This window comes from Seramator thermalis (assembly GCF_004138125.1).
Classification (GTDB): Bacteria; Bacteroidota; Bacteroidia; order Bacteroidales; family Dysgonomonadaceae; genus Seramator; species Seramator thermalis.
This window is the reverse complement of record NZ_RXHS01000002.1, coordinates 145,352-160,876: the sequence shown is the minus strand read 5'-3', so window position 1 is coordinate 160,876 and position 15,525 is coordinate 145,352. Positions and strand designations below refer to the sequence as shown.

Here is a 15,525-nt window from a genome sequence, read left to right as displayed (position 1 = left end):
AACAACTTTCGGGCAAATCACTATTCGTTTGCAGCTTTCAAGATGCGTTCCACTGCGAGCTTCGAACTGATGATGGCCATCGGCAGTCCTGCACCCGGCACTGTAGATGCGCCCACGTAAAACGTGTTGTCGAATTCTTCATCGGCATTTTTCGGTCGAAAAGCTCCAATCTGGTTCATGGCATGCGATAATCCCAGCCCGGCACCCTTATATAGATTAAAACGATCTTGCCAATCTTCCGGTGTAAAACTTTTTCTGAAAACAATGTTTTTCGAAATATCCTGATGTATTCTTTTTGAAAAATCGGCAACGATACTATCAATAATATCCTCTTTGTCCACCCAATCGGTTTTGTACAAAAGATTCGGTACAGGACACACAAAAAACAGGGCTTCATTACCCACAGGAGCACAATCGGGATTGTATTTCGAAACTACATTTACATAATAATATGGTTTCTCGAGCGTTCCGGGATTTTGCATCACATTTTTGGCATACTCTTCATAATTATTTCCTAAAAAATAATTATGATGGTCCACTTGCGGTAATTTCGTATCGACACCCAAATAAAATGTCAGATAACCCATTGTCCAACTCATTTTTTGCAATTTCTCATTTGAAAACTTATTTCTTTTCAGCACTTTTCCTCTGAAATAAGCTGCGTCGGAATTAATTACAAAAATATCTGCATTCCATTTCTTCCCATCTTTGTCGATCAACGAAATCAATTTACCTTCGCGAGCTTCAAAATCGACTATTTCGGTATTGTAGTGAAACTTCACATTCATTTTTTCGAGCTCCGACAACAAACTCGAAACAATCGTGTACATGCCACCTTCAACGTTATAATATCCCTTGTGTTTGAATTCGATATAAGATAACAACGTGTAAACGGCATTGGTGTCGAACGGGGTGCGCCCGAGAAAAAACGCGATGAGCGAAATAATCTGACGGCTCTCCTTAGCATCGAAATAACGTCCGACTTGTTGCCAAAAACTTCGAAAGAGTACATCGATATGCTTGGGGTTCACCTGCATGAGCGATCGCAGATACTGCGGGATATTATCAAAATTGCGCTTAATGACGATATCCACCGTATCGTTATACAATGCCTCGCTTTTATTGAGATAAGCAGTGAATTTCCGTTGAAAATCGGGCTCAATATCAGAAAATTGCTTGGTGAGTTTCTGTAAATCTTTATACAGCAAAAAATTTCGATCACTTCCATTAAAATTAACTGTGTATAACGGATTGAGTTCGGTGAAAGCGAATGGCATTTTAATTCCGGAATCTGCTACAAGTTCTTCAAATTCATACGGCATGGTGAAAAAACTCGGACCTGTATCGAATGTAAAACCATTCTGTTTGATTTGATTCAATCGCCCGCCGGCTTGACGATATTTTTCGACGAAAGTAACGTCGAAACCTCTTGATGCCAATCGCAATCCGGTGGACAGACCGCCCATGCCGGTTCCGACAATCAATACTTTTTTCGTATTCTTCATAAATTATGAATTGATTTTTTTTAAAGTTTGTGGATATAGCGTATTTCTCACCCATTCAAATTCAGGCTCGGCTTCGAGTGCTTTTTGGCAAAACGCCGCTGCTTTTTGATATTCTTTCATCTCGTAATAAGCGTTGACAAGCGTTGCTAAAAGATTCAGATAATTCCAATTTTGCCTGATCTGCCATTTTCCTGCTTCTGCCAGTGCAAGCGCCTGTAAATATTTCTCCAATGCTTTCTGCTTTGAACCCCCCGCAATAGGCGGCGTATAATAATTAATGTTTCCCAATTGCAAGAAGGCAAACGGATTTTGAGGATCTTTTTTTAGCGCTTGATCGGCAAAATCCAAACTTTTTTTGCCGATGAGAGGCGCTTTGTAGTTGTGCAAGCCGATTTCGAAACCGATTAATGCCGATTTATAAAAATAAACCATCGACGGAGCATAATTTTTCTTTTCCAAAGTCTCAAGATGATTCTCCATAGTTTTCATCAACATTTGCACATCTTTCTTGTTTTCTTTCTGACCTAAACTCCAGCCAATGTATCCATAATAATAATTGATCAAATCGAGACGTTCTTTATCCGATTTTTGCGGAGCAGCTTCCAACTTGTCAAGTGTAGCTTTCCACAAATTCATATTTCCGGTAATAAATGCCTGATAAATTTGAGGATTGTTTTGAGCTTTAGAATGAAAACTGAAAGCTATACAAACAAAAATTAGGAATAAATTTTTCGACCTTTCCATAAAAGATTTTTAGAATGTGATGAAGAAACAGATTTTATAATTACCTGAATTAAAAACAGATGCTGCATCAACATATATTTCAGATTATCGACTACACTTTGACTGCTGACGAGCGAAACCAACACTTTGGTTGTCAAATAAAGGGTAAAATACAAAACCGGGACAATGAAGTTGAAATGCGAAACCACCACTGGTATAAAACCGAGCGTAGTTACAAACCAGAAAATAAATGCCAGAAACGCGGAATTGCCAAAAAACATCCGTACATTTTTCGAAAAGCCGTTTAATGCTTCTTCATAACCGCCGTACATGCGACATTGCACTCTTTCATCTCCAACCAGACATGCAATTCTTTCCCGTTTTCTTTTCAGATAACGCGAAATGGCAATATCTTCCACAGGTGAATTTCCGAATACCCGATGCAAATCGTATTTCCGATAAACCGAAGAACGAAAAAACATGAATTGACCATTTGCAGCCGAATGAGATGAAAAAGGCGACTTGCGGACAAAAACTAATGGGAGTAAAGTCAGCAAAATATAATTCATGATCGGAACACTCTTTTTTTCACCGGATGTAAGCATAATTTGCTTAGGGAAAACCGAGAGCAATGCGGTCTGATATTCGCCTGCAAAGTCGATAGAATCTTCGATTACGGAATTTTTAAGCCGCACATCGGCATCCACAAACAAAAAGTAATCACCCTTAGCATGCGATGCCAATACGTGACAAGCATGATTTTTACCGAGCCATCCCTCCGGCAATTTTTCCGAACTTACAAGTCGAATGTATTGATTGTGCAGCGCAAAATCGTTTACGATTTCTGCCGTTCTGTCGGTTGATTCGTCATCGTAAATAATAACTTCCACATTTTTATAAGTCAGTCTCTCGATATCGCCGAGCAAATTTCCGATATGTGCCTCTTCGTTGCGAGCGGGAATCAGGATTGAAACCATCTCGTTGTGCGAAAAACTTTTTTTGCCCGACGGCCGCAGTTTTTCCGGCAAAAAGGCATTTATCAGCGAGTTTACGAACTGAATAAACGTAACCAAAATCACAAAACAAGCTATAAATTTCATCAGTAGTAAATTTGTTGGTGATACATCAAAACCGAATGATAGAAGGCGTTGTACGCCGTTTGAACAGCTGTAAAATCGTTCTCTCCTTCATACGATTGAATGTGCATAAACAACGTGGGTTTAGGGTTCACAAAATATTCGGTCAGATTGACCAAAAAAACAATCTGTATCGGATTTTTGCATTTTTGCAACACACGTTCGAGTCCTTTCTCAAAATCAACAGAATATTGATAGAGAGATGTTATTTTCCCTTGCGGAAACATTAAGACCATATGCTGCGAATCTTGAAGCAAATCGGCTGTATATTGCAAAGATTCGATAACACTCTTCGAATTCTTTCGCACCGAATATCCCCCACTCAGTCTAAAATACCAATGTTTGCGCAATTGCTCTTCGAGCATCATGAAATGGAATTTCCGCTTCAGCAACTTTACATCGAGATTCATGATCCAAAAGCCATCCCACCAACTCACATGGTTTGCCAGAAGCAAAATCGGAAGTTGTTGATCTTCAAATGCCCCGATCACTTTCACTTCGTGAAAATTTCGTCCAATCTTCCAGCTTGAATAATGTTGAAAAAATGGATAGAAAAAGAAATGATGTTTTGCTTCGAGCATATTTCTCTCAAACAATTATCGACAAAAGCACAAAAAATAGAAATTGGACAAAATACAATAATTTGGACAGGATATTTTGCGTATTAACTCCAAACATCTTCAAAATCGCAACGCACAAAAAACCGATCACATACCATGCCACATAATTTCGAAAAGGAACCGTATCACCGTACCAATACCACATATCAAGCACCGGAGCCGATTTTTCGAGAAAAAAATCATAAGCGACCATCAGCAAAGGAGCTAAAAAATACACCGTCCAAGCGGGCAATTTGGCTTCATCGAGGATGGAAGTAGCCGTATAACTCAGGAAGAGCCAATTGAGTCCGATAATGAGCGGAGTACCCCATACTTTTATTCCCATTGCACTTAAGTATGTGTAACTTCCAAAAACTGCTCCCGTATTCACGCCAATGGCCTCAACCGAAAATCCCAGCAAAAAAATGATTGAAAATGCAATCATCGCTTTGCGATTATAATCGGTATGATAAACGGCGAGCAGATAAATCCCCAACAACATCGCAAATGGCGTAATGGCCGAGAAAATCTCTCGCGAGAAAGGCAGAATAAAACCAATTAAGCCAATGGCGTAAAACAGTAAAACGAATCGCTTAACTTCTCCAAGAGGAATTTTATTTTTGGGGAAGATGTTCCATTCCATAAATTCGAAATATGAAGGTATGACGATTAAATGGCCGATTTAATTTCTGAAGTTTCCTGAAAATGAGTCGAGAACTCATCCATTATTTTGCGAAACCACACGGTAAACCGGTTGGGATCGTTCTGCAATCTTTCTTTCAAATCCGCAAGATCGATATATTCATATTCACATACCTCGTTGAGATTAGGTTTGGGTAATTCGTCGGAAAATCCGATAAAAACATGATCGTATTCATATTCAATCAGCCCCTTCCCCACTTCGGCCCGATATATAAAACGGAATATCTCCCTCAATTCGGTTTCGAGCCCCATCTCCTGTTTCAATCGTCGAGCAGCAGCTACAGAATTGGATTCACCCGGATAAGGATGCGTGCAGGCAGTATTGGTCCACAAGCTCGCAGAATGATATTTGCTTTCGGCTCGGCGCTGAAGAAGCATTTGTTTTCTCGAATTGAAAATAAATACCGAAACAGCCCGATGCAAAGCCGGGACAGTATGAGCTTGAAGTTTCTCCATCAAGCCAATTTCATTGTCGTTTTCGTCAACCAGAACAACCAAGTCGCCAGGATTGATTATCATGCAATTTTTAATTTGTTAGAAATAATAACTTTCGAAAGGATAAGCATTTTTTTTGTATCCGATATTCGAATACGTCGATGCAAAATCTGATCGGCAGGTGTTTTTCTCAGTTTTTCGAGCAAACTCAGGTAATAACGATATGCCAGCAATACGGCAATTTTTGCATTTCCGGGCAATCGGTCTATCCCAATTTTGGCATGAGCAAAATCTTGCTCGATGGAACGAATGAGGATAGATTTAACTTCTTCGTTCAAATGTGATTGCGTGAGTTCCGGAAAATAAATCCTACCCAACTCGTTGGTATCGGAGCTAATGTCTCGCAAAAAATTAACTTTCTGAAAAGCCGACCCCAAACTTCTGGCGTACTTGAAAAGTTGATCATACAAAGTTTCATCCCCTTTGCAAAAAACTTTCAAACACATCAAACCCACAACTTCGGCCGAACCATAAATATAGTCTGTCAATTCTTCCCGAGTACTGTAGTCCGTTTTTACCAAATCATAATCCATGCTTCGCAAAAAAGCATCGATGTATGACCAATCGATTTTGTATTTATTGACTGTATCGGCAAACGACAAAATGATCGGATTGGCGCTGATTCCATGTAGAATGGCATATTGAGCATCTTCCCTCAGTTTATCCAAAAGATATTTACGATCGAAAGAAGCATCGAAGGTATCGACAATTTCATCGGCAAGCCTCACAAAACCATAAATGCCATAAATAGCGTCGCGTTCGGCGTTGTCGAGCAATGAAACGGACAAAGAAAATGAAGTGCTATACTTTCGAGTTATCAGTTTCGAGATTTGGTAGCTCGTGCGCTTGAAAAAATCTATGCCCATAAAAAACGAGTGTGAAAATGATATATTTTGCAAAGATATTGGTCTAAATAAATAATCAAACAAAAAAATTGAATTTAACTAAAAACTTTGCCGACAACGGGTAAAATTTTCGTGTCTTTTTCATTATTATTAGCCGATTAGGAGTAGGGTTTATAAATGAATTTTGGACAAAAGGAGCAAAAAAAGAAAGCGCCAAATTGACGCTTTCAGTCATCACGCGGGATATTACGTTTTAAATTTCTTTGTAGTAACGAAAATCTTTCAGAATTTCCTGTAAACGTTTGCGTGCAAAAAAGATTCGACTTTTGACAGTTCCGATGGGAAGGCCAAGATGCTGGGCTATCTCTTCATATTTGTAGCCTGCAACGTGCATCGAAAATGGAATCTTATACTCATCCGTGAAACTGTTAATCGCTTTGTTTATTTCTTTGATAGTGTAAGCTCCGTCAGGAGTATCAAAGCCCGAATCCTGAGGCAAGTTGAGATGATATAAATTTTCCGATTTGTCGATAATGGTTTGGCTTCTCACTACTTTTCGATAGTTGTTTACGAAAATGTTGTGCATGATGGTGAAAACCCATCCTTTAAAATTCACGTTTTCGTAATACTTTTCCTTGTTGTCCAATACACGAAGTGTAGTTTCCTGCATCAAATCTTTTGCTTCTTCGCGATTCGCAGTTAAAGTTAAGGCAAAATTAAGCATGTTGTCCTGTAATCCAAGAAGCTTGTTTTCGAAGGAATCATTTGCTTTCATAAGACATGTTTTTTTGTGTTATTGAATCAAGAAAAAATGATTTTTCGCTGTTCATTTTTCTTTCATCCTCAACAAAGATAATATATATTTCCGAATATCCCAACTGTTTTTTATCTTAAAACGCCTAAATAGTGTTAATAAAAATTTAACAGTTTATTTATTCCTGATATTCTGATATTTAAATATATAATTAAGCGTAAGAAGCACCCTTTATTAACGATTGATTTTATTTATAATACAATTATAGCAGATAAATTATTCAAATACCTTTAAATATCTTTGTAATTTAAATTGGATCTAAATTATAAATACAGAAAATACACTACAAAAACTCGAATTTAACAAACTAAGTTAACCGATTGAGCCTCAATAAATACCCAAATAGAATTAATTCGAGATCAAGAAGAATTCGAAAACCGAATGGCACACTATTTGCAAAAGCTTAACACAGAAACAAAAAAACATTTCAACTATGATAAAAGAAGGCCAAATCGGGGTAACTACAGAAAATATTTTCCCCATCATCAAAAAATTTCTTTACAGTGATCACGAAATATTTTTGCGTGAAGTGATTTCAAATGCCGTAGATGCTACTCAAAAGCTCAAAACATTGGCGGACATAGGTGAATTCAAGGGTGAGTTAGGCGATCTCTCCATACGTGTTTCGGTGGACAAAAAGGCAAAAACCATCACCGTTTCCGATCGCGGAATCGGCATGACAGCCGATGAAGTAGATCAATATATCAATCAAATTGCCTTATCGTCGGCAAATGAATTTCTCGATAAATATAAATCGGATGCTAATGCCATTATAGGCCATTTCGGACTGGGATTTTATTCTACTTTCATGGTTTCCAAAAAGGTAGAAGTTATTACAAAATCATACAAAGAGGGCGAGCAAGCCGTAAAATGGACCAGTGAGGGCACTCCCGAATACAAAATTGAGGCGGCAGACAAAGCCGATCGCGGAACAGATATTGTTATGTATATCGATTCCGAAAACAAAGACTTTCTCGAAAAAGAAAAAATTGAATATTTGCTCAACAAGTATTGCAAATTTTTGCCCGTACCTATTGTTTTCGGGAAAAAACAAGACTGGAGAGACGGGAAATATGTCGATACGGATGAGGATAATGTCATCAACGATACCAATCCTTTATGGAAACAAAAACCGGCAGGGCTGAAAGACGAAGATTATTTGAAATTTTATCGCGAACTTTATCCGATGAGCATGGATGAACCCCTGTTCTGGATCCATCTCAATGTAGATTATCCGTTTCATCTCACCGGAATTCTTTATTTCCCGCGCATAAAGAGTAACCTCGACCTGCAAAAAAATAAAATACAACTCTATTGCAATCAGGTATTCGTAACCGATTCGGTGGAAGGCATCGTACCCGAATTTTTGACCTTGCTTCACGGCGTAATCGATTCTCCGGATATTCCGCTGAATGTATCACGATCGTACCTGCAAAGCGATAGCAACGTCAAGAAAATATCGAATCACATCACCAAAAAAGTAGCCGATAAACTCGAAGAACTGTTTAAGAAAGACCGGCCACAATACGAACAGAAATGGGATAGTCTGAAGCTTTTCGTACAATACGGAATGCTGACCGAAGACAAATTCTACGAGAAAGCAGTGAATTTCTGTCTTGTAAAAAATATCGACGATAAATATTTTACCCTCGATGAATATAAAACCCTCATCGAAGGGGCACAAACTGACAAAAACGGGACATTGGTTTATCTTTATGCCAATAGCAAGGACGATCAGTATGCTCACATCGATGCAGCTAAAAGCAAGGGCTACGACGTATTGATTATGGATGGGCAACTCGATATCCACTGGATGGGAATGATCGAGCAAAAATTCGGAAAAACCCGCTTCGTGAGAGTGGATAGCGATACGATTGATCATCTCATTCAAAAGGAGGATGTGGCAAACGTAGAGTTGACTGACAAGCAAAAAGAAAATATGACGGAAGCCGTAAAATCGTTACTGCCAACAGTTACAAAAGCTGAATTCGATGTCGATTTCAAGGCATTAAGCGAAAATGACAAGCCGGTACAAATCACCCAAAACGAATTTTCGCGACGGATGAAAGAAATGTCGGCTATGCAGCCGGGAATGGCTTTTTATGGCGAAATGCCCGACATGTTTCAGGTTGTACTGAATGTAAATCACCCACTCATCAAACAAGTGATAAACGAAGTTGAAAACAGGGAAAAAGACGACATGAAAGCGTATGCTTCGGAAAATAAAAAATTGAAACAGATGATAGACTTGGCGCTTCTTTCGAACGGAATGCTGAAAGGCGAAGCTCTGAGCGACTTCATCAAACGAAGTATCGATTTAATGTAAGAGAGACAACTACGCACCTATACTATTCGAGTAAACCGATGAGCTAAAAAATGCTTATCGGTTTTTTTGTGTAAATTCCTTTTTCCGTAACTTTACGCCACAAAACGAGAAACCAATGAACAAAACCTACGAGGTTACCTATTCGCCATTTCGAAGTTTTACGCGTGAAGCATGGAGCAAACTCGAAGAACATCCCATGTTCCCCGTTACGGGAATCGATCTCACGCAATTGCAGGCACTCAATGAACCATTGACGATCGAAGAAATCGAAGAAATTTATATGCCAATGGTGCGTCTGTTGCAAATTCATCTTACGCACTACCAAAACCTTCACAACGAACGCGATCAGTTTTTCAAAGACAATAGTCTGAAAATTCCTTATATCATCGGAATTGCAGGGAGCGTAGCTGCAGGCAAAAGTACTACGGCACGCGTGCTCCAAAAATTGTTGTCGATGACACCGGGAAACCCGAAAGTTGAATTGATAACAACCGATGGTTTTCTATTTTCGAATGCCGAACTCGAACGACGAGGTATTTTTAACAAAAAAGGTTTTCCCGAAAGCTACGATGCCAAGAGCCTTCTATCGTTTCTGGCGAGCGTAAAATCGGGACGCGATGAATTGGAAGTGCCCGTATATTCGCACCTGTACTACGATGTGATTCCCAACAAAGTGCAAATCATTCAAAAGCCGGATATTCTGATTGTTGAAGGTATTAACGTGTTGCAAGTTCCGATGAATAAGAAACCACGACGAAGAGTATTCGTTTCCGATTTTTTCGATTTTTCAATATATGTGGATGCAAGTGAAAAAGATTTACGTCAATGGTATATCGATCGGTTCAAGAAACTTCAGCAGACGGCTTTTCAAGATCCGAAGTCATATTTTCACCGTTATGCGGATTACTCTGAGGAAGAATTGGTAAAATTTGCCAACGAAGTTTGGGACGAAATAAATCGCCCAAACCTTGAAGAAAATATCCTCCCTACTCGATTCAGAGCTCATCTGATTCTCGAGAAAGGTGAATGCCATTTTGTCAGAGGGGTAAGGATACGAAAAATGTGAAAATTATCTCGAACCGTCAATTTCTGTTGGAAGCACCGACTTCTATAATTGAAGGTAATGGTTGAGTGGGAGGAGACTGGGAGGAGACTGGGAGGAGCGTCGGAGGTAAAAACAGGGAAAATAGCGAGACAATCATTCTTTTTGTCAGACGAGTGCGAGAAAAACTCGTGAGCCATTATGAATTATTTAACCGAATAAAAAGTTTTTTCGTCAAGTTTGACGAAATTTTACGGCTCTCAGTTAATATTATTTTGAATGGCTGAAGTAACTTTGGCGAAATTTGTCAACACAAGGAATTTGATTATGTGAATTGGAAGAGGAAAAGTTTGCGAGGGGAACACAGATAGAACAGATAAGAACACATTTTATCGGTGTTGATACGTATATAATCAGTGTTATCGGTGTGCTATTTATTGAATTTATTGAATAGAACACGGACGACACAGATGTTACAGATAAGAACGGATTTATCGGTATTAATCCGTACAAATCAGTGTCATCGGTGTGCTGTATATTGGATAGAACACGAATTACACGGATGTTACAGATGAGAACGGATTTATCGGCGTTAATCCGTATAATCAGGGTTATCGGTGTGCTATTATTCAAAACACGGAGACAAATGTTATTGGCAGAATATGGAAATAATAAATTATGGACGAAATATTACATAAAGAGCTTACAAACAAAATACTGGGTTGTTTTTATACCGTTTATAATACACTTGGTTTTGGGTTTCTTGAAAAAGTATATGAAAATGCGATGATGGTCGAACTTTATAAACAGAGAATATATGCCGAAAAACAACGGCCGATCAGCGTATATTACTCAGAAAGTGTTGTAGGTGAATATTTTGCCGATATCATTGTTGAAGATACTATTATTATAGAACTAAAGGCTGCCGAGTGTTTGATTGAAGAGCATGAGCTGCAACTTATCAATTATTTGAAGGCAACCGATAAGGAAATAGGCTTATTGTTGAACTTTGGGAAAAGGCCGGAATTTAAAAGGAAAATATTTACGAATGATAGGAAAAGGATGTAACATCGATGATATAGATAAATTATATAGAACACGAAATACACGGATGTTACAGATGAGAACGAATTTATCGGCGTTAATCCGTATAATCAGTGTTATCGGTGTGCTGTATATTGGATAGAACACAGACGACACGGATGTTACAGATAAGAACGGATTTATCGGTGTTAGCCCGTATAATCAGTGTTATCGGTGTACTATTGAATAGAACACGGACGACACGAATGTTACAGATGGGAACGGATTTATCGGTATTACTCCGCACAAATCAGTGTTATAGGTGTGCTATTGAATAGAACACGAATTACACGGATGTTACAGATGGGAACGGATTTATCGGCGTTAGCCCGTATAATCAGTGTCATCGGTGTGCTATCATTCAGAACACCAAAGTAATTGATAATAAGGAATAAATTATTGATAATCTGTAAATTTTACTCACATTTTTTTAATTGAAGAAGTTATGAGAAAAAGTATTAAATCACCAGGCATGGCATTTCGTTTCAAACGATTTGCACGCAAAAAATTCAGTGTTTTCAACAGTTTAGGTAAAGCCGTAACGATCGGGGTTTTATCGGGATGTGCTTTGGCGAGCGCCCACGCTGTCTCGGTGAACCCGAAAGAAAAATCGGAATTACAAATCGCCCCTGACACACTTCAAGAGGTGGAACTCGATGAAATTGTGGTTACTGCCACGAAAGCCGATTTGCCGCTCAATCTGGCATCAAAGCAGGTAACTCTGATTACTTCCGCTGATATTGAGCGAGCGCCCATTCGCAGTATTCAGGACTTGCTGACACATATTGCCGGCGTAGATGTTCAGCAACGAGGTCCGCATGGCGTGCAAGCCGACATTTCGCTTAGAGGTGGCACTTTCGATCAGGTAGCCATTCTGCTAAACGGCGTTAACCTTTCAAATCCACAAACCGGACACTACAGTTTCGACATTCCCATCAATCTTTCGGACATCGATCATATCGAAATCGTGCAGGGACCTTCATCGCTCGTATATGGTGCAAGCGCCTTTGCCGGCGGCATCAATATCATAACCAAAAAAGATGCGCATTCCAACGCTTTCATAGAAGCAGGTGCCGGTATGCACGCACTGGCCGAAGCTGAAGCACGATTGGCCGTAAAATCGCAACCCTGGTTGAACACTATTTCGGCCGGTTATCAGCGTTCTGACGGGTATATGGACAACAGCGACTACAAAATTGCCAATGTACTTTGGCAAAGTCAATTCAGAACAAACGATGCAGCTATCGACATTCAAGCCGGATTTAACGATAAAAAATATGGAGCCAATACCTTTTATTCGGCAACATATCCTCATCAGTTCGACGATACGAAAGGCATTTTCTTTTCGGTGAAAGGAGAATCGACGGGCAAGTTGAAGCTAATGCCACAAATATACTGGAGCCGACACTACGACACGTTTCAACTCTTTAGGGATGGCACGCCCAACATTCCTGCGTGGTATAAAGGACATAACTATCATCGAAGCGATGTTTTTGGCGCCAATCTCAATATGCAATATGCTTCAAAACTGGGAATCACAAGTTTTGGAGCAGAAATGCGCAACGAAGGTATTTTAAGCAATGTGCTGGGAAAAGCCATGAGCGACTCCATCGACAACTATACGCTTTCGGATAATCGCACGAATATCAGTTTTTTTGCCGAACATCACTTTGTTTTCGATCGCTACACCCTATCGGTGGGAGGACTGCTGAACCACAACACTGCCCTACCCGATCAATTCTCGTTTTATCCGGCTATCAACGCCTCTTTCAGGCCAATAAGCGAACTCCGACTCTATGCTTCGTGGAACATTGCCACTCGCATGCCAACTTTCACCGAACTCTATTACACTACCCAAACACACATCGGGAATACCGACCTCGAAGCCGAACGATCGGAGGCATTCGAAGTAGGCCTGCATTACCGAAAAAATATATTCAGAACGGATTTGGCCGCATTTTACATGCGCGGCCGCAACCTGATCGATTGGGTGAAAACATCGCCGGATGCCTTGTGGGAATCGCGCAATCATACGAAACTCGACAAAACGGGATTCGAAGCATCAGTGAACTTGAATTTGGCCGAATGGCTCGGTTCACAACAACCATTGCAAACATTCTCGATCGGATATATGCATATCCGTCAAAATTTGCTGAAAGACGAACTGATCTCTAATTATGCGTTAAACTGTCTGAGAAACAAATTCACGGCAAGTTTGCAACACGAAATCGTGAAGAATTTGTCCCTTTCGTGGAATTTTCGTTGGCAAGACCGTGTCGGCACCTATGTGCGATACGTAGATTTGAAACCGGCCGAAACGGTACATTTCAAACCATTTTCGGTGCTCGATGCAAAAATAGCCTATCAATGGAAGAAAATGAGCTTTTTTGTGGATGCCAACAATATTTTCGATAAGAAATACATCGATTTAGGCAATATTCCGCAAGCCGGATTTTGGCTATCGGGAGGTGCGAACATCAGATTTTGAAGATAGTTGGACGTTGAGGGGAAAATAGCGGGAAACTGCAATCATTCGCCGGAAATTCGGATGCCAACCTTTTCGATCCCTTTCAATGGATTGTCGGTCATAGCCTGCTGAATGGTAAAACGAACAGTTTTCCCCGAATCGAAACGAACATGCTGCAAATAAGGCAAGGTGATTTGATGAAGCCTTCCGGCACTGCTTCCGAGCCATTTTCCGTTGGCCTCAGCCAATGCAAACTGCAATGTATCGATATGCATGACCGAATCATTGAGATTACGTCCGACGGTAAGATACAGATTCCGATAAGGATAAAAATCGGAAAAGGACAACTCAATGTCCACTCGATAAGCATCCCCCTTGTCGGAAATACTATCGAAAATAAAGACCAATGTCTGATCGCTCGACCAGCGTCCGTTTGGAATATGATGATACCGAAAAATATCGTTCTGTTGACCACAACCGGCCAACAGAACGATTAAAAATATTATCAATAACGACAAAAAACTATTTCTCATCGGGTGAAGAATCTTGCCCATTCTGACTCTCCGAAGAAAGAGAATTATCCCTTTTGTTACGCTTTTTCCGTTTGACCGGCTTCCGTCCAGTCTCTCTATCGAAGCGAGTAATGCTTTGATCTGCCAGAAGATCGTTCGTGAAAGAAGATTGTTTGGATTGTGTATCCGGAGAATCGCTTTCCAACTTTAAGGGCTTTTTACCCTTCTTATTCATTGCAATGATCTCAAATACACGTTCCTTTGGAATCGTAACCAGATTGGAAGCATTATGTCTGTCGGACGAATATGTGATCATACCCGAAAAAACATCGGTTTTGAAATGATAATAATCCCCATCTTGTGCTTGAAGCACAATTTCCCGCGACGGCAAACCTTTTTGTGCTTCGACGTACGCATCCACTTCATAATTGAGGCAACACTTGAGTTTGCCACATTGTCCCGCAAGCTTTTGGGGATTGATAGAAATATCCTGATAACGAGCAGCAGAGGTTGAAACCGAAACAAAATTGGACATCCATCCACTGCAACACAACTCGCGACCACATGGTCCGATTCCGCCAATTCGACCGGCTTCTTGTCGTGCACCGATCTGTTTCATTTCGATCTTGACCTTGAACTCGGCAGCCAGCGCCTTGATAAGTTGGCGAAAATCGACTCGCTCATCGGCAATATAATAAAAAATAGCTTTGCTGCCATCACCCTGATATTCCACATCGCCAATTTTCATTTGCAAGCCATACTCTTCGGCTATCTGACGCGAACGAATCATCGTGGAATGCTCCTTGGCTTTTGCCTGCTCATATTTTTCTATATCGCTGTGCCGAGCAATTCGATACACTCGCTTCACACCGCCATTGACATCCTCGCGATAATTGTTTTTCTTCATTTGCAATTCCACAAGTTTACCGGTCAACGTAACTGTCCCGATATCGTGCCCGGGAAAAGCCTCTACTGCAACTATATCGCCTTGGTGAAGATCGAGTTTGTTGCTATTGAGATAATAACCTTTTCGCGTATTTTTAAACTGAACTTCAACCATATCGGTCGCAGCCTGCATTTCGGGAAAATCGTGCAACCAGTCGTAGGTATGAAGTTTATTGGCATGTCGGGTGCATCCGTGACAACACTTAGTGTTGCGTATCGTAGTTTCCTTTTCGGGCACAACGTCCGAAAAATCATAAGAATTGAATTCGTTGTCCATAATTTGAAAAATTTATATTGAGTTTCCCGCTATCGGGAAAAGGTTGAAAAAAGA

General features: G+C 40.1%; 13 protein-coding genes and 1 pseudogene. 4 read left to right on the top strand and 10 right to left on the bottom strand.

What is annotated here, in order from left to right:
• Positions 1-20: 20 nt before the first annotated feature.
• The 8 genes from EJN84_RS02825 to EJN84_RS02790 form a co-directional block, all read right to left on the bottom strand.
• On the bottom strand, positions 21-1,505 hold the full coding sequence (locus EJN84_RS02825) for a phytoene desaturase family protein (RefSeq protein ID WP_129594014.1): 1,485 nt from the start codon (positions 1,503-1,505) through the stop codon (positions 21-23).
• Between the two features lie 3 nt (positions 1,506-1,508).
• Positions 1,509-2,249 (bottom strand): tetratricopeptide repeat protein, encoded by a 741-nt coding sequence (locus EJN84_RS02820; protein ID WP_129594013.1) that lies wholly within the window; start codon positions 2,247-2,249, stop codon positions 1,509-1,511.
• Positions 2,222-3,328 (bottom strand): glycosyltransferase, encoded by a 1,107-nt coding sequence (locus EJN84_RS02815; RefSeq protein WP_129594012.1) that lies wholly within the window; start codon positions 3,326-3,328, stop codon positions 2,222-2,224. Before EJN84_RS02815 ends, EJN84_RS02820 begins: the two co-directional genes overlap by 28 nt.
• Positions 3,328-3,945, bottom strand: coding sequence for a lysophospholipid acyltransferase family protein (locus tag EJN84_RS02810; RefSeq protein ID WP_129594011.1), 618 nt, complete (start codon positions 3,943-3,945; stop codon positions 3,328-3,330). The genes EJN84_RS02815 and EJN84_RS02810 overlap by 1 nt, the downstream gene beginning before the upstream one ends.
• A gap of 7 nt (positions 3,946-3,952) precedes the next feature.
• Positions 3,953-4,606 (bottom strand): carotenoid biosynthesis protein, encoded by a 654-nt coding sequence (locus EJN84_RS02805; protein WP_129594010.1) that lies wholly within the window; start codon positions 4,604-4,606, stop codon positions 3,953-3,955.
• Between the two features lie 26 nt (positions 4,607-4,632).
• Entirely contained in the window at positions 4,633-5,184 is a 552-nt protein-coding gene (gene idi, locus EJN84_RS02800) for an isopentenyl-diphosphate Delta-isomerase (protein WP_129594009.1), read from the bottom strand.
• Positions 5,181-6,026, bottom strand: coding sequence for a phytoene/squalene synthase family protein (locus EJN84_RS02795; protein WP_129594008.1), 846 nt, complete (start codon positions 6,024-6,026; stop codon positions 5,181-5,183). Before EJN84_RS02795 ends, idi begins: the two co-directional genes overlap by 4 nt.
• 232 nt (positions 6,027-6,258) lie before the next feature.
• The gene (locus tag EJN84_RS02790) at positions 6,259-6,780 is read right to left on the bottom strand and encodes an RNA polymerase sigma factor (protein WP_101487693.1); all 522 of its coding nucleotides are present in this window, start codon (positions 6,778-6,780) and stop codon (positions 6,259-6,261) included.
• Positions 6,781-7,252: 472 nt separating this feature from the next.
• Between EJN84_RS02790 and htpG the strand changes: the two genes are divergently transcribed.
• The 4 genes from htpG (at position 7,253) to EJN84_RS02770 (ending at position 13,758) form a co-directional block, all read left to right on the top strand.
• A complete protein-coding gene (htpG, locus tag EJN84_RS02785) occupies positions 7,253-9,145 on the top strand; it encodes a molecular chaperone HtpG (protein WP_129594007.1) in 1,893 nt (630 codons plus the stop codon).
• Between the two features lie 115 nt (positions 9,146-9,260).
• The gene (coaA, locus tag EJN84_RS02780) at positions 9,261-10,211 is read left to right on the top strand and encodes a type I pantothenate kinase (protein WP_129594006.1); all 951 of its coding nucleotides are present in this window, start codon (positions 9,261-9,263) and stop codon (positions 10,209-10,211) included.
• A 654-nt stretch (positions 10,212-10,865) separates the two neighbouring features.
• Positions 10,866-11,255 (top strand): GxxExxY protein, encoded by a 390-nt coding sequence (locus EJN84_RS02775; protein WP_101487689.1) that lies wholly within the window; start codon positions 10,866-10,868, stop codon positions 11,253-11,255.
• A gap of 460 nt (positions 11,256-11,715) precedes the next feature.
• Positions 11,716-13,758 (top strand): TonB-dependent receptor, encoded by a 2,043-nt coding sequence (locus tag EJN84_RS02770; RefSeq protein ID WP_129594005.1) that lies wholly within the window; start codon positions 11,716-11,718, stop codon positions 13,756-13,758.
• Between the two features lie 41 nt (positions 13,759-13,799).
• Here the strand turns inward: EJN84_RS02770 and EJN84_RS02765 are convergent, their stop codons facing one another.
• Together EJN84_RS02765 and EJN84_RS02760 are read right to left on the bottom strand one after the other, a co-directional pair.
• A complete protein-coding gene (locus EJN84_RS02765; RefSeq protein ID WP_165004016.1) occupies positions 13,800-14,270 on the bottom strand; it encodes a gliding motility lipoprotein GldH in 471 nt (156 codons plus the stop codon).
• Positions 14,266-15,471: pseudogene (locus tag EJN84_RS02760) on the bottom strand (PSP1 domain-containing protein); the annotation flags it as partial. The pseudogene EJN84_RS02760 and the gene EJN84_RS02765, both read right to left, overlap by 5 nt.
• Between the last annotated feature and the right edge of the window lie 54 nt (positions 15,472-15,525).

Coding starts and splice junctions, on each gene's coding strand:
- EJN84_RS02770 (WP_129594005.1), top strand. CDS start 11,716: ATGAGAAAAAGTATTAAATCACCAGGCATGGCATTTCGTTTCAAACGA.
- EJN84_RS02825 (WP_129594014.1), bottom strand. CDS start 1,505: ATGAAGAATACGAAAAAAGTATTGATTGTCGGAACCGGCATGGGCGGT.
- idi (WP_129594009.1), bottom strand. CDS start 5,184: ATGATAATCAATCCTGGCGACTTGGTTGTTCTGGTTGACGAAAACGAC.
- EJN84_RS02795 (WP_129594008.1), bottom strand. CDS start 6,026: ATGGGCATAGATTTTTTCAAGCGCACGAGCTACCAAATCTCGAAACTG.
- EJN84_RS02810 (WP_129594011.1), bottom strand. CDS start 3,945: ATGCTCGAAGCAAAACATCATTTCTTTTTCTATCCATTTTTTCAACAT.
- EJN84_RS02805 (WP_129594010.1), bottom strand. CDS start 4,606: ATGGAATGGAACATCTTCCCCAAAAATAAAATTCCTCTTGGAGAAGTT.
- EJN84_RS02815 (WP_129594012.1), bottom strand. CDS start 3,328: ATGAAATTTATAGCTTGTTTTGTGATTTTGGTTACGTTTATTCAGTTC.
- coaA (WP_129594006.1), top strand. CDS start 9,261: ATGAACAAAACCTACGAGGTTACCTATTCGCCATTTCGAAGTTTTACG.
- EJN84_RS02765 (WP_165004016.1), bottom strand. CDS start 14,270: ATGAGAAATAGTTTTTTGTCGTTATTGATAATATTTTTAATCGTTCTG.
- EJN84_RS02775 (WP_101487689.1), top strand. CDS start 10,866: ATGGACGAAATATTACATAAAGAGCTTACAAACAAAATACTGGGTTGT.
- EJN84_RS02820 (WP_129594013.1), bottom strand. CDS start 2,249: ATGGAAAGGTCGAAAAATTTATTCCTAATTTTTGTTTGTATAGCTTTC.
- EJN84_RS02790 (WP_101487693.1), bottom strand. CDS start 6,780: ATGAAAGCAAATGATTCCTTCGAAAACAAGCTTCTTGGATTACAGGAC.
- htpG (WP_129594007.1), top strand. CDS start 7,253: ATGATAAAAGAAGGCCAAATCGGGGTAACTACAGAAAATATTTTCCCC.